This window comes from Curtobacterium sp. PhB190 (genome assembly GCF_004365385.1).
Taxonomy (GTDB): domain Bacteria; phylum Actinomycetota; class Actinomycetes; order Actinomycetales; family Microbacteriaceae; genus Curtobacterium.
The window spans coordinates 561,847-584,831 of the sequence record NZ_SODN01000001.1; the positions used below are offsets into that span (position 1 = coordinate 561,847).

Below are 22,985 nucleotides of genomic sequence, written 5' to 3' on the forward strand. Positions count from 1 at the left end.
TCCCGTCCGTCCTACGGTCACGTCGACCACCGCACGCCGCCCGGCCGCTGGTCACGACGCGCTCGCACGCGTGCCGCGGAGCGGTCACGAACCGTCGCTCGCCGGCGACGGCGACGACACATGGTGACCACTCGGCGAACCTGAGCGGGGTGTCGTGACCGCCCGCTAGGCGAGCTCGATGAGCTCCGCGTAGTCCTTGTTCCAGTGGTCCTCGGTGCCGTCCGGCAGGAGCAGCACGCGCTCGGGGTTGAGCGCCTCGACGGCACCGGCGTCGTGCGACACCAGGACGACGGCGCCCTCGAACCCAGCGAGGGCGTTGAGGATCTCCTCGCGCGACGCCGGGTCCAGGTTGTTCGTCGGTTCGTCGAGCAGCAGCACGTTCGCGCCCGAGACGACGATCATCGCGAGCGACAGACGCGTCTTCTCACCGCCGGACAGGACCCCGGCCTTCTTGTAGCCGTCGTCCCCGGTGAACAGGAACGAACCGAGCACGCGACGGGCCTCGGTCTCGTTGAGGTCAGTCGACGCCGACACCATGTTCTCGATCACGGTGCGGTTGATGTCGATGTTCTCGTGCTCCTGCGCGTAGTACCCGATGCGCAGACCGTGGCCGGGCTGGATCTCACCTGTGTCGGGCAGGTCAGCACCCGCGAGGATCCGGAGCAGCGTCGTCTTGCCGGCACCGTTGAACCCGAGGATGACGACGCGCGAACCGCGGTCGATCGCCAGGTCGACGCCCGCGAAGATCTCGAGCGACCCGTAGGACTTCGACAGCCCCTCGGCCATGAGCGGCGTGCGGCCGCACGGGGCCGGCGTGGGGAAGCGGATCTTGGCGACCCGGTCGGCGACGCGCTCGTCCTCCAGGCCCGCGAGCAGCTTGTCGGCACGCGCGACCATCTGGTGCGCCGCGGCGGCCTTCGAGGCCTTCGCACCGAACCGAGCGGCCTGGTCCTTCAAGGTCGCGGCCTTCTTCTCGGCGCCGGCGCGCTCCTTGCGACGACGCTCCTCGTCGGCGACGCGCTGCCGCTGGTAGAGCTTCCAGCCCATGTTGTAGATGTCGATGGTCTGACGGTTGGCGTCGAGGTAGAACACGCGGTTGACGACCTCTTCCACGAGCTCGACGTCGTGGGAGATGATGATGACGCCGCCGGGGTAGGTCTTCAGGTGCTCGCGCAGCCACACGACCGAGTCGGCGTCGAGGTGGTTCGTGGGCTCGTCGAGGATCATCGTCTCGGCATCCGAGAACAGGATCCGCGCGAGCTCGATGCGACGACGCTGACCACCGGACAGCGTCTTGAGCTGCTGGTCGAGGATGCGGTCCGGCAGCTTGAGGTTCGACGCGATCGACGCCGCCTCGGCCTCGGCCGCGTAGCCGCCGAGCGCGTTGAACTGGTCGTCGAGCCGGCTGTACCGGCGCATCGCCTTCTCGGCGACGGCGGTGTCCTCGCTCGCCATGTCGAGCGTGGCGAGGCGGATGCCCTCCACGAGCTCACCGAGCCCGCGGGCGTCGAGGATGCGCTTCCGCGCGGTCTCCTCCGGGTCGCCGGAGCGGGGGTCCTGCGGCAGGTAGCCGATCTCACCACCGCGGTCGATCGTGCCGCCGTTCGGCTGCGTCTCGCCCGCGAGGGCCTTGGTCATCGTCGTCTTCCCCGCGCCGTTGCGGCCGACGAGTCCGATCTTCTCGCCCTTCTCGACACGGAAGGACACGTCTTCCATGAGGAGACGAGCTCCGACGCGGATCTCGAGTTCGTGCACGGCAAGCACAGTGGACGTCCAATCAGTTGGTGGGTTTGCACAACGACGTGTGCGTGAGGTGCACCGCTACGCTGACGGGACCGATGGTTCCGAACGGGACCAGCAGTCCATTCTAGGAGAATCCATGACGAACGCCACCGGGTTCGCTCCCCGCGCAGTCCTCGCCGACCGTCTGCGGACGCACGGGCTGGCCACGAACGCCGCCCTCGTCGCCGGCGGAGCCCTGTTCACCGCTGCGATGGCACAGCTCGAGGTCCCGATGTGGCCGGTCCCGATCACCGGGCAGACGCTCGCCGTCGTGCTCGTCGGCGCGACCCTGGGTGCCCGACGCGGCATGCTCTCGCTGCTCGTCTACGCCGTCGCCGGCCTCGCGGGCGCACCGTTCTTCGCCGACATGACCGGCGGCCTGCAGGCCCTGGCCGTGCCGAGCTTCGGCTACGTCATCGGGTTCATCCCCGCCGCGGGCGTCGTCGGTTGGCTGGCCCGCCGCAACTGGGACCGACACTTCGGGCGCGCAGCCGTCGCGATGCTGCTCGCGAGTGCCATCCCGTTCGTGACCGGCCTGCCGTACCTGGCGGTCGTGCTCGGGCAGCTCGGCGCACCGAACGACCTGCAGTCGGTGCTCGCCGCCGGCCTGTACCCGTTCATCGTCGGTGGGATCGCGAAGGCGCTCATCGCCGCGGGCATCGTGCCGCTCGCGTGGAAGGCGCTCGGCCGCCGCTGACGCTGCGCACGACAACGGCCCCGCACCGATCGGTGCGGGGCCGTTCTGCGTCCGCTGCGTGCGGGGCGGCGGGCCGTGGGTCGGTCACGACTCCCCGCCAGCCGGACGCCGAGTGGTCACCTTCCGTCGCCCGGAGCGCGGTCGGCCGACAGAACGTGACCACTCGGCGAACGCGAGCGGGCGGTTGCGACCACTCGGCGGCGCGCCCCGCGCGTGGCGCGACCACGGACAGACGGGAGGCCCGGTGCCAGCTGGCACCGGGCCTCCCGTCTGCGGTGTGGTCGCGACTAGATCGCGAACCCGAGCGCGCGCATCATCTCGCGCCCGTCGTCGGTGATCCGTTCCGGACCCCACGGCGGCATCCAGACCCAGTTGATGCGGAAGGCGTCCACGATGCCGTCGAGGGCGTTCGCGGTGTCGCCCTCGATGACGTCTGTCAGCGGGCAGCCGGCACTCGTCAGCGTCATGCTGATCACGAGCGCCGAGGCCTCGTCGTCCCAGGCCAGGTCGTAGATCAGGCCGAGGTCGACGATGTTGACGCCGAGCTCCGGGTCCTGGACCTCCTTCAGGCCCTCGACGACCTCGTCGAACTTCTCCGGGGCGAGTGCCGCGATCATCAGGCCTGCGCCTCTGCGGCGGACGCCGCCGCGGCCTGCACGTAGCGGTCGTAGCCCTCGTTCTCCAGGCGGTCGGCGAGCTCGGGGCCACCCTGCTCGGCGACCTTGCCCGCGACGAACACGTGCACGAAGTCCGGCTTGATGTAGCGGAGGATGCGCGTGTAGTGCGTGATGAGCAGCACGCCCAGGCCGGTCGCGGCCTTGGCGCGGTTCACGCCCTCGGACACGATCTTCAGCGCGTCGACGTCGAGGCCGGAGTCGGTCTCGTCGAGCACGGCGAAGCGGGGCTTGAGGAGCTCGAGCTGCATGATCTCGTGGCGCTTCTTCTCGCCACCGGAGAAGCCCTCGTTGACGTTGCGCTCGGCGAACGACGAGTCCATCTTGAGGTCGGCCATCGACTGGCGGAGTTCCTTGATCCAGCCGCGCAGGGCCGGGGCCTCGCCGTCGATCGCCGTCTTGGCGGTGCGGAGGAAGTTCGACACCGTCACGCCGGGGATCTCGACCGGGTACTGCATCGCCAGGAACATGCCGGCACGGGCGCGCTCGTCGACGCTCATCGCGAGGACGTCCTCGCCGTCGAGGGTGATCGAGCCACCGACGACGTTGTACCGGGGGTGACCGGCGATCGTGTACGCCAGCGTGGACTTGCCGGAGCCGTTCGGCCCCATGATCGCGTGGATCTCGCCCTCGTTGATCGTGAGGTCGACACCCTTGAGGATCTCCTTGGTGCCCTGATCGGTGTCGATCGAGACCTGGAGGTCGCGGATTTCCAGAGTGGACATTGCGTGGGTTCCTTCGGTTTTCTGTCGTGTCGCGGACGGGCCGCGGAAAGTGTGGGGGCCGGGAGGCGGTGTCAGTCGACGGGCACGGGGTCGTGCACGTCGACGTAGACGTCGCCCTCGCGCACCTCGACCCGGAACACCGGGACGGGCTCGTACGCCGGGAAGTTCTGCGGCTTCCCCGTGGCGAGCGAGAAGCGGGAGCCGTGGGCCCAGCACTCGAGCGTGTCGCCCTCGATGAACCCCTCGGCCAGCGAGATGTCCCCGTGGGTGCACGTGTCGCCGATGGCGTGCACGGTGCCGGACGAGTCCTTCACGATGGCCACCGCGGTGCCGTCGACGACGGCGCGCATGGGGCTGTCCACCGCGATCTCGGACTCCGCGCAGACCTTCGTGGGCATCAGGCGTCGGCCTCCGCCGGCGCGACGATCACCGAGCGGCCCTCGGCGAGCTCCTGCTCGACCGCGGCGATGAGTCGTTCCTCGAGCTCGGGCGCACCGATCTTCTGGATGACCTCGACCAGGAAGCCGAGCACGACGAGACGACGCGCTTCTTCCTCGGGGATGCCGCGGGCCTGCAGGTAGAACAGCTGCTCGTCGTCGAAGCGACCGGTCGCACTCGCGTGGCCGGCACCCTCGATGTTGCCCGTCTCGATCTCGAGGTTCGGGATGCTGTCGGCACGGGTGCCGTCGGTCAGCACGAGGTTGCGGTTCTGCTCGTACGAGTCGGTGCCGTCACCGGCGCGACCGATGAGCACGTCACCGATCCACACGGTGTGCGCGCCCTTGCCCTGCAGCGCGCCCTTGTAGTTGACCCGACCGCGCGTGTTCGGCGCGTCGTGGTTCACGTAGACCTGCTGCTCGATGTACTGACCGGCGTCGGCGAAGTACACGCCGTACATCTCGGTGTCGGCGCCCTGCGCACCGAGGTGCGTCGAGGGGTTGACCCGGATGACGTCGCCGCCGAGCGAGACCACGACGTGCTTCAGGAAGGCGTCTCGGCCGACCTCGGCGAAGTGCGTCGAGACGTGCACCGCGTCGTCGTCCCAGTCCTGCAGGCTGACGACGGTCAGGCGTGCGCCGTCCTGCACGACGATCTCGATGTTCTCGCTGAGCAGTGCGCTGCCGCGGTTGTCGAGCACGACGATGCCCTGGGCGTGCGGCTCGGCCGTGATGACCGTGTGCGCCGCTCGGGGCTGCGTGCCGAAGTCGGAACGCGTGATGGTGATGAACTCGTGCGCCTCGGTTGCCTTGACGGTGACGGCGAGGACGGCGTCGCGCGCGGACCACGCAGCGGCCGCTGCACGGTCCTCGGGCAGACCGGCGGTCCCGACGCGGGGGTCGTCGCTGCGACCCCACTCGACGTCGGCACCGTCGGACTGGCGGGCGAGGAACCGGTAGGCGGATCCGTCGAGACCACCGTCGAGGAGCGGCTGGAGCTTCGCCAATGGCGCGAACTTCCAGTTCACCTCGCGGCCGGTGACGGTCGGGAACGCGTCGAGGTCGCCGGACTGGAACCGCTCGGAGCGGGTCTGGACCGGGATCTTCTTGTCCGGGGCGTCCCAGCCGCCGTCGGAGTGGGCTCCGGCGCCGTGCTGTTCGGCACCCTGGGCGGGTGCCGCGGGCTCGATCGGCTGGTCGATGTGGGGAGGGGTGGTGCTGGACATCTAGCCGACGGATCCTTCCATGCTCATCTCGATGAGCTTGTTGAGTTCGAGCGCGTACTCCATCGGGAGCTCGCGGGCGATCGGCTCGATGAAGCCACGGACGATCATCGCCATCGCTTCGTCCTCGGCCATGCCGCGGGACATCAGGTAGAAGAGCTGCTCCTCGCTCACGCGCGAGACCGTGGCCTCGTGCCCGAGCTGGACGTCGTCGACGCGGATGTCGATCGCCGGGTACGTGTCGCTCCGGCTGATCGTGTCGACCAGCAGCGCGTCACACCGCACGGTGTTCGCCGCGTGGTGCGCCGCCGGGTCCACCCGGACCTCGCCGCGGTACCCCGCGCGACCGCCGCCACGGGCGATCGACTTCGAGACGATCGACGACGTCGTGTACGGCGCCATGTGGATCATCTTCGCGCCGGCGTCCTGGTGCTGGCCGGGGCCAGCGAACGCGACGGACAGGGTCTCGCCCTTGGCGTGCTCACCGGCGAGGTAGATCGACGGGTACTTCATCGTCACCTTGGAGCCGATGTTGCCGTCGATCCACTCCATCGTGGCGCCCTCGTGCGCGATCGCACGCTTGGTCACGAGGTTGTAGACGTTGTTCGACCAGTTCTGGATCGTCGTGTACCGAACGCGGGCGTTCTTCTTCACGATGATCTCGACGACGGCCGAGTGCAGCGAGTCCGACTTGTAGATCGGGGCGGTGCAGCCCTCGATGTAGTGGACGTAGGAGTCCTCGTCCGCGATGATCAGCGTCCGCTCGAACTGGCCCATGTTCTCGGTGTTGATCCGGAAGTAGGCCTGGAGCGGGATCTCGACGTGGACGCCCTTGGGGACGTAGACGAACGAGCCGCCGGACCACACGGCCGTGTTCAGCGCGGCGAACTTGTTGTCGCCGGCCGGGATCACGGTGCCGAAGTACTCCTGGAAGAGCTCGGGGTGCTCGCGGAGCGCGGTGTCGGTGTCCATGAAGATGACACCCTGCTGCTCCAGGTCCTCGCGGATCTGGTGGTACACGACCTCGGACTCGTACTGCGCGGCGACACCGGCGACGAGGCGCTGGCGCTCGGCCTCGGGGATGCCGAGCTTCTCGTAGGTCGCGCGGATGTCCTCGGGGAGGTCCTCCCACGACTGCGCCTGCTTCTCGGTCGAGCGCACGAAGTACTTGATGTTGTCGAAGTCGATGCCCGTCAGGTCGGCACCCCACGTCGGCATCGGCTTGCGGCCGAAGAGCTGCAGGCCCTTGAGCCGGTTCTTGAGCATCCACTCGGGCTCGTGCTTGAGGTTCGAGATGTCGGTGACGACCTCGTCCGAGACCCCACGGCGGGCCGAGGCCCCGGCCGAGTCGGAGTCGGACCAGCCGAACTCGTATTGCCCGAGCCCTTCGAGCTCGGGACGGTCGATGAGCACGTCGGACATGGTCTCCTCGTTTCCTTCTCGCGGGGCAGCGTCTTCAGGTGTGAACCCGTGGCGTCTGGACGCCATTCCACCGCAGACCGCCGACAGGCGGACACGGTGCTGCTCCCTCGCAACGACAATGGTTCCACGCAGTCCCTGGATCGATCGGCGATCTCGGCCCATTCGGAGCCGGCGCCTGCCTAGACTTGACTGCTGCTGAACCCTCGAATCCTACAGGTTCACTGCACGGAACAACAGGAAGGCACCACCCTCGTGACTCGCGTCGGACCCCCCGTCGACCAGGATCTCCGGACCGCACGGTGGTGGTCGCTCCCCCGGGTCGTCGACCGCCGGGTCATCGCGCTGGCGTGGGCCTCGTTCGTGGTCGAGGTCGTGTTGATCGGCACCGGCGGCCTCGTCCGCCTGACCGCGTCGGGCCTCGGATGCCCCACCTGGCCCAAGTGCACGGCCGATTCGCTCGTCTCCACGCCCGAGATGGGCATCCACGGGATCATCGAGTTCGGCAACCGACTGCTCACCTTCGTGCTCGTCATCGTGGCGATCGCGATGTTCCTGGCGGTCGTCCGGATGCTCCGCACGCGCCCCGAACTGTTCTGGCTCGCGTTCGCTCAGGGCGTCGCGATCCCGGTCCAGGCCGTCATCGGCGGGCTCAGCGTGCTCACGAACCTCAACCCGTTCGTCGTCGGGCTGCACTTCGTCGTGTCCGCCGCCCTGACCTCGGTCACCGCGGCCCTGGTCTACCGGACGATGCACGGCCCCCGCACCAGCCACCGCCTCGTTCCCGGCTGGTACACCGGCGTCGTCCGCGGCACGGTCGCCGCCGTCGTGGTCACCGTGCTCGTCGGCATCCTGACGACCGGCAGCGGCCCGCACGCCGGTGCCGACGAGGCCGTCGACGGCGGGATACTGCACCGCACGGGCTTCGACCCCGCGGTCATGGAGCACGTGCACGCCTGGCCCGCGTACGCCCTGTTCGCGCTGACCCTCGTGCTCGTCGTCGGCGCCGTCCGGCTCCGGATCTCGAGCAAGTGGGCGCTGTTGCTGCTCGTCGTCGAGTTCCTGCAGATCGCCGTCGGTCTGACCCAGGCCCGCACCGGCCTGCCCGTCGGGCTGGTGGGCACGCACATGGTGCTCGCCGGGCTGCTCGTCGGGGCCACCACGGCGGTCGTGCTCGCCACGCGCGCCAGCGCCGGTCGCGAAGCCGTGCGCGAACCACTCGACGCCGCCTGACGCCCGGGCGCGTCGCACGCGCAACACCCGTTCTGCGACACCCCACGAGTCGATCGACTCGCGGGGTGTCGTGTTCGCGGTGCGCAGGGTCACGCGGGGCGCAACCACACGCGTGCGCCCCGCGCCCACGTACGCCCCCGGCGGCCAGGAGGCCCGTGGCGGCGCCGCCCCGCGCCTCCCGTCTGCCCCGTGCGCACGTCCACAGCCGCGCCAGATCGCGCGCTGACCCCGAACGACGTCCTCGACGTCGCACGACGTCGAGGACGTCGCATCCCCGCGCGCGCAACCGTCGCGCACGCGCACCGACGACGAAGGACGTCGTACGACATCGAGTTCGTCGTACGACGTCGCCCAGTGGCGGCCCGCAGTGCCTAGAAGGTGAAGACCTGCGGCAGCAGCGGGTCGATGCCCACGGCGATGAAGAGCAGCGTCAGGTACGTGATCGAGCTGTGGAACACACGCATCGGCTGCACGTGCTCGACGTGCTGGATCGCCCGCGAGTACAGCCGGTGCGACTCGACGACGAACCAGATGCCACCGGCCAGTGCGACCACGGTGTACAGCGGCCCCATGTGCGCAACGGGGATGAGCAGGAGCGAGCAGACGAGCGTCGCCCAGGCGTACAGCACGACCTGCAGGCCGACGACGGTGCGACCGCGGACCACGGCGAGCATCGGGACGTCGGCGGCGTCGTAGTCGTCGCGGTACTTCATCGACAGCGGCCAGTAGTGCGGCGGCGTCCAGAGGAAGATCACCATGAAGAGGATGACCGGGGCCCAGGTGAGCGAGCCGGTGACGCCCGCCCAGCCGATGAGCACGGGCATGCAGCCGGCCGAGCCGCCCCACACGATGTTCTGCGGGGTGCGGCGCTTGAGCCACAGCGTGTAGACGAACACGTAGATGAGGATCGCGATGACACTCAGGGCTGCGGCGAGCCAGTTCACCAGGAACCCGAGCACCGCCGTCGACAGGACGCCGAGGATCCACGAGAACACGAGGGCTTCGCGGTCCGAGAGCTCACCGGTCACCAGCGGGCGGGTGCTGGTCCGCTTCATCAGGCGGTCGATGTCACGGTCGATGTAGCAGTTGAAGGCCGACGCCGAGCCGGCGGACATCGCCCCGCCGAGCATCGTCCAGAACACGAGCCAGAGGTCCGGCACGCCACGCTCGGCCAGGAACATGGTCGGCGCGGTGGTCACGAGCAGCAGCTCCATGACGCGCGGCTTGGTCAACGAGACGTACGCACGGACCTTGCGGGACAGCGTCGATCGGGGTCGATCGGTGTCGGGCCTGGTCACGGTGGCAGTCGGCAAGGGAACCTCAGTCTGTTCGCATCAGCTCGCACACTCGGTGGACGACTGCGGCGGCGTCCGGGCATGCGCTGACCCGGAATGTCCGACGGGTCGTCGACAGTTTACGCGATGGAAGCGCCGCGATGATGCCCCGCTCCCCCATCCCGTGCAGACACCCCGTGCAGAACGACGGGCCGCGGAGCACGACACGCCCGGCGGACGAGGGGCCGGGTGACCCGACTCGTGAACATCGGGCGTCACCTGAACCCCTTCTGAGTGGCTGGTCACTATGCTGGACCTGCCCTCCCGCAGTGCGCGCCCCGATGACGTCGGCCGCGATGAGCCGGTCGGCCGCCGCTAGACGGCGACACGACTCGGCCCCGGGATGGCCACATGTCCGTGCGATGGCACGAGCCCTCGCACATGTCGCATCAAGAAGGGTCAACATCCAAGTGGCTGAATTCACCTGGGACGCCATCGACCGGAAGGCCGTCGACACGGCCCGCGTTCTCGCCGCCGACTCGGTCGAGGCCGCCGGCAACGGTCACCCCGGCACCGCGATGAGCCTCGCGCCGCTCGCACACCTGCTCTTCCAGAAGGTGATGCGTCGCGACCCGAGCGACTCCACCTGGATCGGCCGCGACCGCTTCATCCTCTCCGCCGGTCACGCCTCGATCCTGCAGTACGTGCAGTTCTACCTGCACGGCTACGGCCTCGAGCTCGACGACCTGCAGCACCTGCGCAAGTGGGGCTCGAAGACCCCGGGTCACCCGGAGTACGGCCACACCGACGGTGTCGAGATCACCACCGGCCCGCTCGGCCAGGGCCTCGCGTCCTCGGTCGGCTTCGCCTACGCCCAGCGCTTCGAGCGCGGCCTGTTCGACCCGGAGACCCCGGCCGGCCAGTCGCCGTTCGACCACTTCACCTACGTGATCGCCGGTGACGGTGACATGCAGGAGGGCGTGACGAACGAGGCGGGCTCGCTCGCCGGCCGTCAGCAGCTCGGCAACCTGATCGCGTTCTACGACTCGAACCAGATCTCGATCGAGGACAACACCGACATCGCGTTCTCGGAGAGCGTCCCCGAGCGCTACGAGGCGCTCGGCTGGCACGTCCAGATCGTCGACTGGAAGAAGACCGGCGAGTACTCCGAGGACGCGGTGGAGCTCCACGCCGCGATCGAGGCCGCCCAGCAGGTCACCGACAAGCCGTCGCTCATCGTCCTCAAGACGATCATCGGCTGGCCGTCGCCGACCAAGCAGAACTCCGGCAAGATCCACGGTTCGGCGCTCGGCGCCGACGAGATCAAGGGCCTCAAGGAGGTCCTCGGCTTCGACACCGCGAAGACCTTCGAGGTCGCCCCCGAGGTCCTCGAGTACACCCGCGGCGCCGTCGCCAAGGGCCAGGCGCAGCACGCCGAGTGGCAGAAGACCTTCGACGCGTGGGCTGCTGCCAACGCCGACAAGAAGGCGCTGTTCGACCGCGTCAACGCCAAGGAACTCCCCGCGGACCTCGAGGCAGCACTGCCGGTCTTCCCGACCGACAAGGCCGTCTCGACCCGTGCCGCCTCCGGCAAGGTCATCAACGCCATCGCGCCGCTGATGCCCGAGTTCTGGGGTGGCTCGGCCGACCTCGCCGAGTCGAACCTCACCACGATCGAGGGCGCCAAGTCCTTCGGTCCGGCCGAGGCCTCGACGTCGACGTGGAGCACCGACCCGTACGGCCGCGTGCTGCACTTCGGCATCCGCGAGCACGCCATGGGCTCGATCCTCAACGGCATCGTCCTGCACGGGAACACCCGCCCCTTCGGCGGCACGTTCCTGATCTTCAGCGACTACATGCGTCCGGCGGTCCGTCTCGCCGCGCTCATGGGCGCGCCGGCGATCTACGTCTGGACCCACGACTCCGTCGCCCTCGGCGAGGACGGCCCGACGCACCAGCCGATCGAGCAGGTCTCGTCGCTCCGTGCGATCCCGGGTCTCGACGTGGTCCGCCCCGCCGACGCCAACGAGGTCGCGTACGCCTGGCTCGAGATGCTCAAGCACACCGACCGCCCGGCCGGCATCGCGCTGAGCCGTCAGAACCTGCCGGTGTTCGAGCGTGGCGAGGGCGACGCCTCCGGTGAGGTCTTCGCTTCGGCGAAGAACGTCGCCAAGGGTGCGTACATCCTGGCCGAGGCGCCGAACGGCACCCCGGACGTGATCCTCATCGCGACCGGGTCCGAGGTCCAGATCGCCGTCGAGGCCCGTGAGCAGCTCAAGGGCGAGGGCATCAACGCCCGCGTCGTGAGCGCACCGTCCATCGAGTGGTTCCGCGCCCAGTCCGAGAACTACCAGGACCAGGTGCTCCCGAAGGACGTCACCGCTCGCGTGTCGGTCGAGGCCGGCATCGCCATGAGCTGGCGCGACATCGTCGGCGACAAGGGCCGCAGCGTCTCGATCGAGCACTTCGGTGCCTCGGCCGACTACCAGACGCTCTTCAAGGAGTTCGGCTTCACGACGGAACACGTCGTGGCCGCCGCGAAGGAATCCATCGCGGCTTCCTGACCCGCAGGGGCCGGGTCCGGTTCGCCGGATCCGGCCCTTCTGCCGGGAGGCGCGGTTCGGCTCCGCCACGCGCCCCCGGTCCCCCAGACCCCGGCCATCAGGCCGATGAAGGAAAGAAGAGAAACACATGGCTGAGAACACCCCCACTGCCGCCCTCTCCGCGGTCGGCGTGAGCATCTGGCTCGACGACCTGTCCCGCGAGCTCCTCGAGACCGGCAAGCTCACCGACCTCATCGCGCAGAAGAACGTCGTCGGCGTGACCACCAACCCGACGATCTTCGCGTCGGCCCTCGCCAAGGGCGAGCGCTACGACGCCCAGGTCAAGGAGCTGGCCGCCGCCGGCACCGACGTGACCGAGGCGATCTTCGAGATCACCACGCAGGACGTCGCCAACGCGTCCGACGTCTTCAAGCCGATCTACGACGAGACCAAGGGCTTCGACGGCCGCGTCTCGATCGAGGTCGAGCCGGGCCTCGCCCACGAGACCGCCAAGACCATCGAGCAGGCCAAGTTCCTGTTCGAGAAGGTCGGCCGCGAGAACGTTCTCATCAAGATCCCCGCAACGGTCGAGGGTCTCGAGGCCATCACCGAGGTCATCGGCGCCGGCATCTCCGTCAACGTCACCCTGATCTTCTCGCTCGAGCGCTACCGCGCCGTCATCGACGCCTACCTCGGTGGGCTCGAGAAGGCCAAGGCCGCCGGTCACGACCTGTCGAAGATCCACTCGGTCGCCTCGTTCTTCGTGTCGCGCGTCGACTCCGAGATCGACAAGCGCCTGGACGCCGTCGGCACCGACGAGGCCAATGCCCTGAAGTCGAAGGCCGGCATCGCCAACGCGCAGCTCGCCTACCAGGTCTGGACCGAGGCGTTCGCCTCCGAGCGCGCCCTCGGCCTGCTCGAGGCCGATGCGAACACGCAGCGTCCGCTTTGGGCCTCGACCGGCGTCAAGGACCCGTCGCTGCCCGACACGCTCTACGTGACCGAGCTCGCCGCCCCGAACACCGTGAACACGATGCCGGGCAAGACGCTCGACGCCACGTTCGACCACGGTGAGATCCACGGCGACGCCATCGCCGGCACCTTCGACGCCGCGCAGCAGGTCCTCGACCAGCTCGCCGCGCAGGGCATCGACTACGACGACGTCGTGGCGCTGCTCGAGAAGGAGGGCGTGGACAAGTTCAACGTCTCGTGGGGCGAGCTCGTCGACACCGTGAAGACCGCGCTCGAGGGCGCCAAGTAGTGACGGTTTCCATCGCTGCCAGCGGCGATGCCGCGCGGGCCATCGACTCGGTGGTCCCGCGGCTCGTCGCTGACCTGGTGGCCTCGGGCATCACCGCCCAGGACCCCGAGCTGTGGGGACCGGACGCCGAGGCCGAGGCGTCCAAGCGCCTCGGCTGGGTGGAGGCCGTCTCGGTCTCCCGCCCGCTCGTCGCCCAGATCACCGCGCTGCGCGAGTCGCTCCGTGCCGAAGGGGTCGACCACGTCGTCCTCGCCGGCATGGGCGGCTCGTCGCTCGCGCCGGAGGTCATCACGCGCACCGCCGGCGTCCCGCTGACGGTGCTCGACTCGACCGACCCCGCGCAGGTCCGCGCCGCCGTCACGACGGACCTCGAGCGCACCGTGCTCGTCGTCTCGTCGAAGTCCGGCTCCACGCTCGAGACCGACTCCCAGCGCCGCGTCTACGAGCAGGCGTTCCGCGACGCGGGCATCGACCCCACCGGCCGCATCGTCGTCGTCACCGACCCGGGCTCCGCGCTCGAGGCCGCCGCGATCGACGCCGGCTACCGGGTCTTCACCGCCGACCCGACCGTCGGCGGCCGCTACTCGGCCCTCACCGCGTTCGGACTGGTGCCCTCCGGTCTCGCCGGAGCGGACATCGCCGAGCTGCTGGACGAGGCCGACGCCATCTCCGCGCTGCTGTCGGTCGACCTCGACGAGAACCCCGGGCTCGTGCTCGGTGCGGTCCTCGCCGGTACCGACCCGCTGCGCGACAAGATCGCCATCGTGCCGGACGGCACCCACATCGTCGGGTTCGGCGACTGGGTGGAGCAGCTGATCGCGGAGTCGACCGGCAAGAGCGGACGTGGCCTGCTGCCCGTCGTCCTGCACGCCGACTCCCCCGAGGTCTCCGCAGCCCTGCCGGACGTCCAGGTCATCCGCCTGGTCGGTTCGCGCGAGGACGAGCGCCACGTCGCCGAGGGCGAGGTCGAGATCACCGGGACCCTCGGTGGTCAGATCCTCGTCTGGGAGTACGCCGTCGCCGCCGCCGGGCGGCTGCTCGGCATCGACCCGTTCGACCAGCCCGACGTCGAGGCTGCCAAGGTCGCGACCCGTGCGCTGCTCGACGACCGTCCCGCGCCTGCGGACCCCGCGTTCACCGAGGACGGCATCGCCGTCTCCGCGACGCCCGGACTGCCGGTCGGGACGACGCTCGCAGAAGCCGTGACGGGCCTCCTGTCCGAACTGGACGCCACCGGCTACGTGGCGGTGCAGGCGTACGTCGACCGCACCACGAACCGTGACCTCGAGACGCTCCGCGACGCCCTGGCGGCGCGCACGCGTCGGCCGGTCACCTTCGGGTACGGCCCGCGGTTCCTGCACTCGACCGGGCAGTACCACAAGGGCGGACCCGCCACGGGAGTGTTCCTGCAGATCGTGGCGGACGAACCGGACGACCTGGCGATCCCGGGTCGGCCGTTCACGTTCGGCCAGCTCCTCCAGGCCCAGGCAGCGGGTGACGCGAGTGTCCTCGCGCAGCACGGCCGCCCGGTCCTCACCCTCACGACGTCGGACGTGCGCGCCGCCACCGCGGCCATCGCCTCCGCCGTCTCCCACTGACTCGTAAGGAGTTCACCGACTCATGTCACCGGTGGCAATCACCCCGGAGCACAACCCGCTCCGGCTGCCGACGGATCGTCGACTGAACCGGATCGCGGGACCGAGCACGCTCATCATCTTCGGCGTGACGGGCGACCTGTCACGCAAGAAGCTGATGCCGGCGGTCTACGACCTGGCCAACCGGGGGCTCCTGCCCCCGGGGTTCGCGCTCGTCGGCTTCGCCCGTCGCGACTGGGAGGACCAAGACTTCTCCCAGCTCGTGCACGACGCCGTCAAGGAGCACTCCCGCACCCCGTTCGACGAGGACGTCTGGCGTCAGCTCGAACAGGGCATCCGCTTCGTCCAGGGCTCGTTCGACGACCCCGAGGCGTTCCTGCAGCTCAAGCAGACCGTCGACGACCTGGACGCCGAGCGCGGGACGCTGGGCAACCACGCGTTCTACCTGTCCATCCCGCCGAAGATGTTCCCGGTGGTGACCGAGCAGCTGAAGTTGTCCGGCCTCACCGCGAAGCGCGAGGGCTCGTGGAGCCGCGTGGTCGTCGAGAAGCCGTTCGGCTCCGACCTCCGCACCGCGCGCGAGCTGAACGCGATCGTCGAGAGCGTCTTCGCGCCCGACGACGTGTTCCGCATCGACCACTACCTCGGCAAGGAGACCGTCCAGAACCTGCTGACGCTCCGGTTCGCGAACCAGATGTACGAACCCATCTGGAACTCGAACTACGTCGACCACGTGCAGATCACGATGGCCGAGGACATCGGCGTCGCGGGACGTGCCGCGTACTACGACGGCATCGGCGCTGCGCGCGACGTCATCCAGAACCACCTGCTGCAGCTCCTCGCGCTCACCGCGATGGAGGAGCCCGTCTCGTTCAAGGCCGCCGACCTGCGTGCCGAGAAGGAGAAGGTGCTGTCCGCCGTGCGGCTGCCCGAGGACCTGTCGACCGCCACGGCGCGTGGACAGTACGCCGGCGGCTGGCAGGGCGGCGAGAAGGTGCTCGGCTTCCTCGACGAGGCCGGGATGAACCCCGAGTCCGGCACCGAGACGTACGCCGCGATCAAGCTCGACATCGCGACCCGTCGCTGGCAGGGCGTCCCGTTCTACCTGCGCGCCGGCAAGCGGCTCGGGCGCCGTGTGACCGAGATCGCGATCGTCTTCAAGCGCGTCCCCGAGGACGTCTACGGCAACTCGCAGTCCCCCCTCGGTCAGAACGCGCTCGTGATCCGCGTCCAGCCGGACGAGGGCGTCACGCTCCGGTTCGGCTCGAAGGTCCCCGGCGTCGGCACCCAGGTGCGCGACGTGACGATGGACTTCGGCTACGGCCACGCCTTCACCGAGGCATCCCCTGAGGCGTACGAACGACTCATCCTCGACGTGCTCCTCGGCGATCCGCCGCTGTTCCCGCGGCACCAGGAGGTCGAGCTGTCCTGGAAGATCCTCGACCCGATCGAGGAGTTCTGGGCCACGCAGGGCCAGCCCGAGCAGTACCGTCCCGGCACGTGGGGTCCGGCGTCCGCCGATGCCCTGCTCGCCCGCGACGGCCGGACCTGGAGGCGTCCATGAAGATCGACCTGCCGAACACCACGGTCTCGAAGATCCAGAAGAAGCTCGTCCACATCCGCGAAGAGGGCGGCGCCGTCGCCCTCGGTCGTGTCCTCACGCTGATCATCTCGACGGCCCTCGGCCACGAGGAAGAAGCGATCGAGGCCGCGAACGAGGCGTCCCGCGAGCACCCGATGCGCGTGATCATCGTGTCGAAGAACGACGGCGACACGAAGTCGCCCGGCCGTCTCGACGCGCAGATCCGCGTGGGCAGCGACGCGGGCGCCAGTGAGGTCATCGTCCTCCGCGCCTACGGCGAGACCGCGACCGACGAGGAGAGCCTGGTCACGGGCCTGCTCCTGCCGGACGCCCCGGTCGTGGCCTGGTGGCCGCAGACCGCGCCGTCGCAGCCGTCGGCCTCGGCACTGGGCCGCATCGCCCAGCGCCGGATCACCGACGCCGCCGCGCAGAAGGACCCGAACGGCGCGATCGAGGCCCTCGGTGCCTCGTACGTTCCGGGCGACACCGACTTCGCGTGGACCCGGCTGACCCTGTGGCGGAACCAGCTCGCCGCGGCGCTCGACCAGCCGCCGTACGAGCCCATCACGGGCGTCGAGGTGACGGGCGCGTCGGACAGCCCGTCGACGATCCTGCTCGCCGCGTGGCTGCAGCTCCAGCTCGAGGTGCCGGTGACGGTCACCACGTCGCCGCGTGCGACCGGCTCGAGCGGCATCCACGGCGTCAAGCTCGTGCGCGAGTCGGGCACCATCGACCTCGAGCGTTCCCTGGTGGACGTCGCGACGCTCTCGATGCCCGGTCAGCCCACGCACGACCTGTCGCTGCCACGCCGCAACCTGCGTGACTGCCTGGCCGAGGAACTCCGTAGACTCGACCCGGACGTCCTCTTCGGAGACGTCGTCAAGCACGGGGTTCCCCAGCTGCGCGAGACCATCGCCCGCTGAGCACCCCACAACGGTCGGGTCGTCTGTCTGGTGCAGGCGGCCCGACCGGACCGAAGGCGGTCGTACGACCGGTCGGCCGCCACGAACACGGGAGTCACGTGACCAACGAACGGCGGGTGCTCGTGCACCCGGACAAGCAGGCCCTCGGCGCTTCGGTCGCCGCACGCTTCATCACCAAGATCATCGACGTGCTCGACGAGCAGGAGCGTGCCGACATCGCGATCAGCGGTGGCTCGGTGTCGTCCCTCGTCCTCGCCGCGATCGGCCAGTCGCCGGCGCGCGAGAGCGTCGACTGGTCGAAGGTCCACGTCTGGTGGGTCGACGAGCGCTGGGTGCCGGCCGGTGACGCCGACCGCAACACCACGGGGACGCAGACCGACTTCTTCGACCACGTCGACATCCCGGAGTCGAACATCCACCCGATGCCCGCGTCCGACGCCGGCATCGACATCGAAGTGGCCGCGCTGCAGTACGAGCGTGAGCTCCAGGACGCCGCGTACGAGGGCGCCGTCGCTCCGCGCTTCGACATCACGCTGCTCGGTGTCGGCCCCGACGGGCACACCGCGTCGCTCTTCCCCGAGTTCCCGCAGCTCACGGTCACCGACCGCGCCGTCGTGTCGGTCGACGACTCCCCCAAGCCGCCGCCGCAGCGCCTGACGGTCACCTACCCGGTGATCAACGCCTCGCAGCGCGTGTGGGTCATCCTGTCCGGTGCCGAGAAGGCGTCGGTCCTCGGGCTCGCCCTGGCGGGCGCCTCCGTCGAGGACGTCCCCGTGGGCGGCGTCCAGGGTCGCAAGCGCACCGTCTTCTTCGTGGACCAGGACGCCGCGCGCGACGTCCCCGAGAACCTCATCGCGTCGACGTACTAGACGCGCGTCCTGCCTGACGGGAGGCCCGGTGCCAGTTGGCACCGGGCCTCCCGTCCGTCTGTGGTCGCTCCCACCGCCGCCCCACACCCGCTCGCCGGCGCCGAGCGGTCAAGAAGTGTCGCCTGAACGCGGGCCCGGGCGACAGAACCCGCCGCCGCAGCGAACCGCACGCGGCATGTCATGACCACTCGGCGATCCGGCTCTCCGCGCGGCACCAGGCAACCGAACGATTGCGACACCCCGCCGACACGACGCCGAGCGGTCAAGAACTGTCGGCTGCGGGCGCCGCAAGCGACAGAACGTGCCACCACCGCGAGCCGCACACGGCGCGTCGTGACCACTCGGCGAGTAAGCCCCCGCGCGGTGAGCACTGCCAACCGCGCCCACGACGCACGAAGGCCCCCACACCATCGCGGTGCGGGGGCCTTCGTCAGTGTGTGTGCGCTACGCCTTCTTGGCGGCGGTACCGCGACGCTCGCGGAGCTGCTGGAGCGCGTCCTCGAGGAGCTGCGCTGCCTCTTCCTCAGTCCGACGCTCCTTCACGTACGCGAGGTGCGTCTTGTAGGGCTCCGTCTTGGAGACCACGGGAGGGTTCTCCTTGTCACGCCCGGCGGGGAGCCCGCTCGACGGCGAATCGACCGTCTCGGGGATCTCTTCGTCCGGCAGGTTCGCGGCGAAGTACCGCACGACCTCGTTGCCGAGGGCGTCCCAGTACGAGATCGCCACACGCTCGGCCTGGACCCCACGGTCCTGTTCGCCCATCGGTCCGGCGCCGACGCGGGACCCTCGGATTGCACTGCCTCCGCTAGCCATGGATCAGACCCCCGCCGTGAACTTGTTGATGAGACCGAGCACGATGATGGAGACGATCCAGACCAGACCGAGGATCACCGTGATGCGGTTGAGGTTGCGCTCGGCGACGCCGGACGCCCCGAGGTTGCTCGTCACGCCGCCACCGAACATGTCGGAGAGGCCGCCACCGCGGCCCTTGTGCAGGAGGATGAGGAGCGTGAGCAGGAGGCTCGTGATTGCGAGCAGGACCTGCAGCACGACGGAGAGTATCGCCACGACGTACCTTTCGTGTCAGTCAGCCGTACCAGTGTACCGGCCGCGCGGGGCACGGCCGGTACACGGACCGGAGTGGTGCGGACTACAGCCCGACGACAGCCGGTGTGGCTACAGCCCGACGTGCTGGCGGAACCGGGCGATCGCCGCGAACTCCTGCACGTCGAGGGATGCGCCGCCGACGAGGGCGCCGTCGATGTCGGGCTCACGGAGGAACCCGGCGATGTTGCCGGACTTGACCGAACCGCCGTACAGGACGCGCGTGTCGGCAGCGGCCTGGTCGCCCCAGGCAGCAGCGATGCCGCGACGGATCGCGGCGCACTCGTCCTGCGCCTGCTCGGCGGTGGCCGCCTGGCCGGAACCGATCGCCCAGACGGGCTCGTAGGCGACGACGATGTCGGACGGCTGCACGGCGTCGAGCACGACACGGAGCTGCTCGACCGGCACGACGCCGGCGCCGCGCTGTTCGCGCTGCTCACCGGTCTCGCCGACGCACACGACCGGCACGAGGCCGTGCTTGACGGCTGCGGCGGTCTTGGCCGCGACGACCTCGTCGGTCTCACCGTGCAGCGTGCGCCGCTCGGAGTGTCCGACGATGACGTACTGCGCGTCGAGCGCCGACAGGAACGCGCCGGAGACGTCGCCGGTGTAGGCACCGGAGTCGTACTGCGACAGGTCCTGCGCACCGAAGTGGATCGGCAGCTTGTCGGCCGAGATGAGCGTCTGCACGCTCCGCAGGTCGGTGAAGGGCGGGAACACCGCGACCTCGACGTCGTCGAAGTCGTGGCGGGCGTCCTTCAGGGTCCATGCGAGCTTCTGGACCGTGGCGATGGCCTGGAGGTGGTCCAGGTTCATCTTCCAGTTGCCGGCGATCAACGGCGTTCGGGTCATGCGGACCACCCCAGTGCTTCGAGACCGGGAAGCGACTTGCCCTCGAGGAACTCGAGGCTCGCACCGCCACCGGTCGAGATGTGCCCGAACTGGTCGTCCGAGAAGCCGAGCGAGCGGACCGCAGCGGCGGAGTCGCCACCGCCGACGACACCGAGGCCGTCGACCTCGGTCAGGGCCTTGGCGACGGTCTTCGTGCCGGCGGCGAAGGCCGGGAACTCGAACACGCCCATCGGGCCGTTCCAGAACACCGTCTTCGAACCGGACACCGCCGACGCGAACCGCGCCGCCGTCTCCGGACCGATGTCGAGGCCGATGCCGTCGGTGCCGAACGACGACGACTCGATCGCGTCGGCCGCCACCGTCTCGTGCGCCGCGTCGGCGGAGAACCCGGAGGCCACCACGACATCGGTCGGCAGGTCGATCGTCACGCCGAGCTCCTTCGCCCGCGAGAGGTACTCGCGGACGACGTCGAGCTGGTCGGCTTCGAGCAGCGACTTCGCCACCCCGTGGCCCTGGGCCGCGAGGAAGGTGAAGAGCATGCCGCCGCCGATGCACAGCGTGTCGACCTTGGGCAGGATGTGGTCGATGACGCCGAGCTTGTCGCTGACCTTCGAGCCACCGAGCGCGACCGTGTACGGCCGTTCCGGCGAGGAGGTCAGGCGCTCGAGCACCCGCAGTTCGGTCTCGATGAGCGAACCGGCTGCGCTGGGCAGCGCGGACGCGAGTTCGTAGACCGAGGCCTGCTTGCGGTGCACGACACCGAAGCCGTCGGAGACGAAGGCGTCACCGAGTGCCGCGATGCGGTCCGCGAACGCGGAGCGCGCGGCAGCGTCCTTCGAGGTCTCCTCCGGGTTGAACCGGAGGTTCTCGAGCAGCAGGACGTCGCCGTCCTCGAGGGCCTCGGCGGCTGCGGTCGCCTCGTCGCCGACGGTCTCGCCGACGAACGTGACCTCTTTGCCGAGCAGCTCGGAGAGCCGCTGGCCGACCGGCGCGAGCGAGAACTCCGGCTTGGGTTCCCCGTCGGGGCGGCCCAGGTGGGAGATCACGATGACGCGCGCGCCGGCGGTGATGAGGGTGTTGAGGGTCGTCAGGGACGCCCGCACGCGGCCGTCGTCCGTGATCGTGCCGTCCTTGAGCGGGACGTTCAGGTCACAACGGACGACGACGCGCTTGCCGGCGAGGTCGTCGAGGTCCTCGAGGGTGCGGAGGGCCATGTGTTACAGACGCTCGCCAACGTACTCGGTCAGGTCGACGAGACGGTTCGAGTAGCCCCACTCGTTGTCGTACCACGAGGTGATCTTCACGAGACCGCCGATGACCTTGGTCAGGCCGGAGTCGTAGATCGAGGAGTGCGGGTCCGTCGTGATGTCGGTCGACACCAGCGGGTCCTCGCTGTAGAGCAGGATGCCCTTGAGCGGGCCCTCTGCGGCCTCCTTGTACGCGGCGTTGATCTCGTCGACGGTGACCTCGGACTTGGTCTCGAGGGTGAGGTCGGTGATCGAGCCGGTCGGGACCGGGACGCGGAGCGCGAAGCCGTCGAGCTTGCCGGCGAGCTCCGGCATGACCTGGCCGATGGCCTTGGCGGCACCGGTCGAGGTCGGGACGATGTTCAGCGCGGCCGCACGGGCACGACGGGGGTCCTTGTGCGGGCCGTCCTGCAGGTTCTGGTCGGCGGTGTAGGCGTGGATCGTGGTCATGAGGCCACGCTCGATGCCGAACTTGTCGTTGAACACCTTGGCGAGCGGCGCGAGGCTGTTCGTGGTGCACGACGCGTTCGAGATGATGTTGTGGTTCGCCGGGTCGTACTGGTCCTCGTTCACGCCGAGGACGATGGTGACGTCGTCACCGGTGGCCGGGGCGGAGATGATGACCTTCTTGGCGCCCGCGTCGATGTGCTTCTGCGCATCGGCGGCCTTGGTGAAGAAGCCGGTCGACTCGATGACGATGTCGACGCCCAGCTCGCCCCAGGGGAGGTTGGCGGGGTCGCGCTCCGCGAGGACCTTGATGGCCTTGCCGTCGACGACGATGTTGTCGCCGTCGAGCTCGACGGAGACGCCGAGACGACCCGTGATGGAGTCGAACTTCAGCAGGTTCGCCAGCGCGGCGTTGTCGGTGAGGTCGTTCACCGCCACGATCTCGAGGTCGGAGCCCTTCGCGAGGGCGGCCCGGAAGAAGTTGCGGCCGATACGGCCGAAGCCGTTGATACCGATCTTGACGGTCAATGGATCTCCTGGTGGGTGTGGAGCGCCCGAGGGGCGCTGCTTTCGGAGGGCGCTGGCCCTGTCGGGCCCGCGTGTGGTGGACGATACGCCCCGTAACGTCGCCGTAACGACCCTAGCAGTCGGACCCTGCCAGGCAGTGCGGTGTGACGGTCCGTCCGGACGGTCGTCCGCAGCGTCCGGAACGACGTCGGTGCGGCCCGTGGGCTGCCCCCACAGAACGGACGGGAGGCGCGGTGCCAGTGGACTGGTCCCCGGTTCTTGGACTGATTAGTCGGTTCGAGATCCGGGGATGGTTCGTGTGGGTGGTACCGCGTCGTCGTTGACGAGTGCGCAGCGGGTGGCTGCGGTGGAGTGGTTCGGTCGGGGGTTGAGTGATTGGGCGACGGCTCGTCGGCTAGGAGTGACACGGAAACCGGTGCGACGCTTGCATCAACGGTGGTTGCTGCATGGTCCGGAGGTGCTCATGGATTCCCCCAGACGCTCGTACTCGTTCGAGGTGAAACGTGACCTCGTGCGCCGCTTCCTTGCCGGGGAACCAGCCGATGCGCTCGCCTCCGAGGGAGGGCTCTC

Annotated in this window: 20 protein-coding genes; 8 read left to right on the plus strand and 12 right to left on the minus strand. The window is 69.3% G+C overall.

The features are described 5' to 3' along the window. Positions 1-165 precede the first annotated feature (165 nt). Positions 166-1,764, minus strand: coding sequence for an ABC-F family ATP-binding cassette domain-containing protein (locus EDF47_RS02565; protein ID WP_123294378.1), 1,599 nt, complete (start codon positions 1,762-1,764; stop codon positions 166-168). Positions 1,765-1,879: 115 nt separating this feature from the next. Between EDF47_RS02565 and EDF47_RS02570 the strand changes: the two genes are divergently transcribed. After that, positions 1,880-2,479, plus strand: coding sequence for a biotin transporter BioY (locus EDF47_RS02570; protein WP_123294377.1), 600 nt, complete (start codon positions 1,880-1,882; stop codon positions 2,477-2,479). Positions 2,480-2,766: 287 nt separating this feature from the next. Here the strand turns inward: EDF47_RS02570 and EDF47_RS02575 are convergent, their stop codons facing one another. The 5 genes from EDF47_RS02575 to sufB form a co-directional block, all read right to left on the minus strand. Next, positions 2,767-3,096, minus strand: coding sequence for a metal-sulfur cluster assembly factor (locus tag EDF47_RS02575; RefSeq protein WP_111083972.1), 330 nt, complete (start codon positions 3,094-3,096; stop codon positions 2,767-2,769). Next, complete coding sequence (gene sufC / locus EDF47_RS02580) at positions 3,096-3,878, minus strand: Fe-S cluster assembly ATPase SufC (RefSeq protein WP_111083971.1); 783 nt, start codon at positions 3,876-3,878, stop codon at positions 3,096-3,098. Before sufC ends, EDF47_RS02575 begins: the two co-directional genes overlap by 1 nt. Before the next feature lie 71 nt (positions 3,879-3,949). Next, positions 3,950-4,276: a non-heme iron oxygenase ferredoxin subunit gene (locus tag EDF47_RS02585; RefSeq protein ID WP_111083970.1), complete on the minus strand. Its 327-nt coding sequence runs from the start codon at positions 4,274-4,276 to the stop codon at positions 3,950-3,952. After that, the gene (sufD, locus tag EDF47_RS02590; protein ID WP_131880194.1) at positions 4,276-5,541 is read right to left on the minus strand and encodes a Fe-S cluster assembly protein SufD; all 1,266 of its coding nucleotides are present in this window, start codon (positions 5,539-5,541) and stop codon (positions 4,276-4,278) included. The genes EDF47_RS02585 and sufD overlap by 1 nt, the downstream gene beginning before the upstream one ends. Then, positions 5,542-6,960 carry a Fe-S cluster assembly protein SufB gene (gene sufB, locus EDF47_RS02595; protein WP_111083968.1) on the minus strand — a complete coding sequence of 473 codons (1,419 nt, stop codon included), beginning with the start codon at positions 6,958-6,960 and terminating at the stop codon, positions 5,542-5,544. It lies immediately after the preceding gene. A gap of 252 nt (positions 6,961-7,212) precedes the next feature. On the opposite strand from sufB, the gene EDF47_RS02600 reads away from it, so the two are divergent. After that, entirely contained in the window at positions 7,213-8,190 is a 978-nt protein-coding gene (locus tag EDF47_RS02600; protein WP_131880196.1) for a COX15/CtaA family protein, read from the plus strand. A gap of 371 nt (positions 8,191-8,561) precedes the next feature. On the opposite strand, the gene EDF47_RS02605 is transcribed toward EDF47_RS02600, so the two are convergent. Then, positions 8,562-9,488, minus strand: coding sequence for a heme o synthase (locus tag EDF47_RS02605; protein ID WP_111083966.1), 927 nt, complete (start codon positions 9,486-9,488; stop codon positions 8,562-8,564). A gap of 446 nt (positions 9,489-9,934) precedes the next feature. Here EDF47_RS02605 and tkt point away from each other — a divergent pair, with 446 nt between their 5' ends. The 6 genes from tkt (at position 9,935) to pgl (ending at position 18,237) form a co-directional block, all read left to right on the plus strand. Continuing rightward, positions 9,935-12,028 (plus strand): transketolase, encoded by a 2,094-nt coding sequence (tkt, locus tag EDF47_RS02610; protein WP_123671736.1) that lies wholly within the window; start codon positions 9,935-9,937, stop codon positions 12,026-12,028. 127 nt (positions 12,029-12,155) lie between these two features. Continuing rightward, positions 12,156-13,268 carry a transaldolase gene (tal, locus tag EDF47_RS02615; RefSeq protein ID WP_133936602.1) on the plus strand — a complete coding sequence of 371 codons (1,113 nt, stop codon included), beginning with the start codon at positions 12,156-12,158 and terminating at the stop codon, positions 13,266-13,268. Continuing rightward, complete coding sequence (locus EDF47_RS02620; RefSeq protein WP_131920121.1) at positions 13,268-14,866, plus strand: glucose-6-phosphate isomerase; 1,599 nt, start codon at positions 13,268-13,270, stop codon at positions 14,864-14,866. Before tal ends, EDF47_RS02620 begins: the two co-directional genes overlap by 1 nt. Before the next feature lie 22 nt (positions 14,867-14,888). Beyond that, complete coding sequence (zwf, locus tag EDF47_RS02625; RefSeq protein ID WP_111083962.1) at positions 14,889-16,427, plus strand: glucose-6-phosphate dehydrogenase; 1,539 nt, start codon at positions 14,889-14,891, stop codon at positions 16,425-16,427. Continuing rightward, positions 16,424-17,368, plus strand: coding sequence for a glucose-6-phosphate dehydrogenase assembly protein OpcA (locus EDF47_RS02630; protein WP_111083961.1), 945 nt, complete (start codon positions 16,424-16,426; stop codon positions 17,366-17,368). The genes zwf and EDF47_RS02630 overlap by 4 nt, the downstream gene beginning before the upstream one ends. A 98-nt stretch (positions 17,369-17,466) precedes the next feature. Next, the gene (pgl, locus tag EDF47_RS02635; protein WP_132100322.1) at positions 17,467-18,237 is read left to right on the plus strand and encodes a 6-phosphogluconolactonase; all 771 of its coding nucleotides are present in this window, start codon (positions 17,467-17,469) and stop codon (positions 18,235-18,237) included. Between the two features lie 444 nt (positions 18,238-18,681). On the opposite strand, the gene EDF47_RS02640 is transcribed toward pgl, so the two are convergent. From EDF47_RS02640 to gap, 5 genes are all read right to left on the minus strand, one after another. Further along, the gene (locus EDF47_RS02640; protein WP_027465686.1) at positions 18,682-19,050 is read right to left on the minus strand and encodes an RNA polymerase-binding protein RbpA; all 369 of its coding nucleotides are present in this window, start codon (positions 19,048-19,050) and stop codon (positions 18,682-18,684) included. A gap of 3 nt (positions 19,051-19,053) precedes the next feature. After that, positions 19,054-19,305, minus strand: coding sequence for a preprotein translocase subunit SecG (gene secG / locus EDF47_RS02645; RefSeq protein ID WP_017887256.1), 252 nt, complete (start codon positions 19,303-19,305; stop codon positions 19,054-19,056). 108 nt (positions 19,306-19,413) lie between these two features. Beyond that, positions 19,414-20,193 (minus strand): triose-phosphate isomerase, encoded by a 780-nt coding sequence (gene tpiA, locus EDF47_RS02650; RefSeq protein WP_111084168.1) that lies wholly within the window; start codon positions 20,191-20,193, stop codon positions 19,414-19,416. Then, positions 20,190-21,407: a phosphoglycerate kinase gene (locus EDF47_RS02655; protein WP_133936601.1), complete on the minus strand. Its 1,218-nt coding sequence runs from the start codon at positions 21,405-21,407 to the stop codon at positions 20,190-20,192. Before EDF47_RS02655 ends, tpiA begins: the two co-directional genes overlap by 4 nt. A 3-nt stretch (positions 21,408-21,410) precedes the next feature. Then, the gene (gene gap / locus EDF47_RS02660) at positions 21,411-22,415 is read right to left on the minus strand and encodes a type I glyceraldehyde-3-phosphate dehydrogenase (RefSeq protein WP_111083958.1); all 1,005 of its coding nucleotides are present in this window, start codon (positions 22,413-22,415) and stop codon (positions 21,411-21,413) included. Between the last annotated feature and the right edge of the window lie 570 nt (positions 22,416-22,985).

Bases quoted from the DNA above. Each gene is read 5' to 3' on its own strand.
- EDF47_RS02570 (WP_123294377.1), top strand. From the start codon at position 1,880: ATGACGAACGCCACCGGGTTCGCTCCCCGCGCAGTCCTCGCCGACCGT.
- EDF47_RS02575 (WP_111083972.1), bottom strand. From the start codon at position 3,096: ATGATCGCGGCACTCGCCCCGGAGAAGTTCGACGAGGTCGTCGAGGGC.
- sufC (WP_111083971.1), bottom strand. From the start codon at position 3,878: ATGTCCACTCTGGAAATCCGCGACCTCCAGGTCTCGATCGACACCGAT.
- EDF47_RS02585 (WP_111083970.1), bottom strand. From the start codon at position 4,276: ATGCCCACGAAGGTCTGCGCGGAGTCCGAGATCGCGGTGGACAGCCCC.
- sufD (WP_131880194.1), bottom strand. From the start codon at position 5,541: ATGTCCAGCACCACCCCTCCCCACATCGACCAGCCGATCGAGCCCGCG.
- sufB (WP_111083968.1), bottom strand. From the start codon at position 6,960: ATGTCCGACGTGCTCATCGACCGTCCCGAGCTCGAAGGGCTCGGGCAA.
- tal (WP_133936602.1), top strand. From the start codon at position 12,156: ATGGCTGAGAACACCCCCACTGCCGCCCTCTCCGCGGTCGGCGTGAGC.
- zwf (WP_111083962.1), top strand. From the start codon at position 14,889: ATGTCACCGGTGGCAATCACCCCGGAGCACAACCCGCTCCGGCTGCCG.
- EDF47_RS02630 (WP_111083961.1), top strand. From the start codon at position 16,424: ATGAAGATCGACCTGCCGAACACCACGGTCTCGAAGATCCAGAAGAAG.
- EDF47_RS02640 (WP_027465686.1), bottom strand. From the start codon at position 19,050: ATGGCTAGCGGAGGCAGTGCAATCCGAGGGTCCCGCGTCGGCGCCGGA.
- tpiA (WP_111084168.1), bottom strand. From the start codon at position 20,193: ATGACCCGAACGCCGTTGATCGCCGGCAACTGGAAGATGAACCTGGAC.
- EDF47_RS02655 (WP_133936601.1), bottom strand. From the start codon at position 21,407: ATGGCCCTCCGCACCCTCGAGGACCTCGACGACCTCGCCGGCAAGCGC.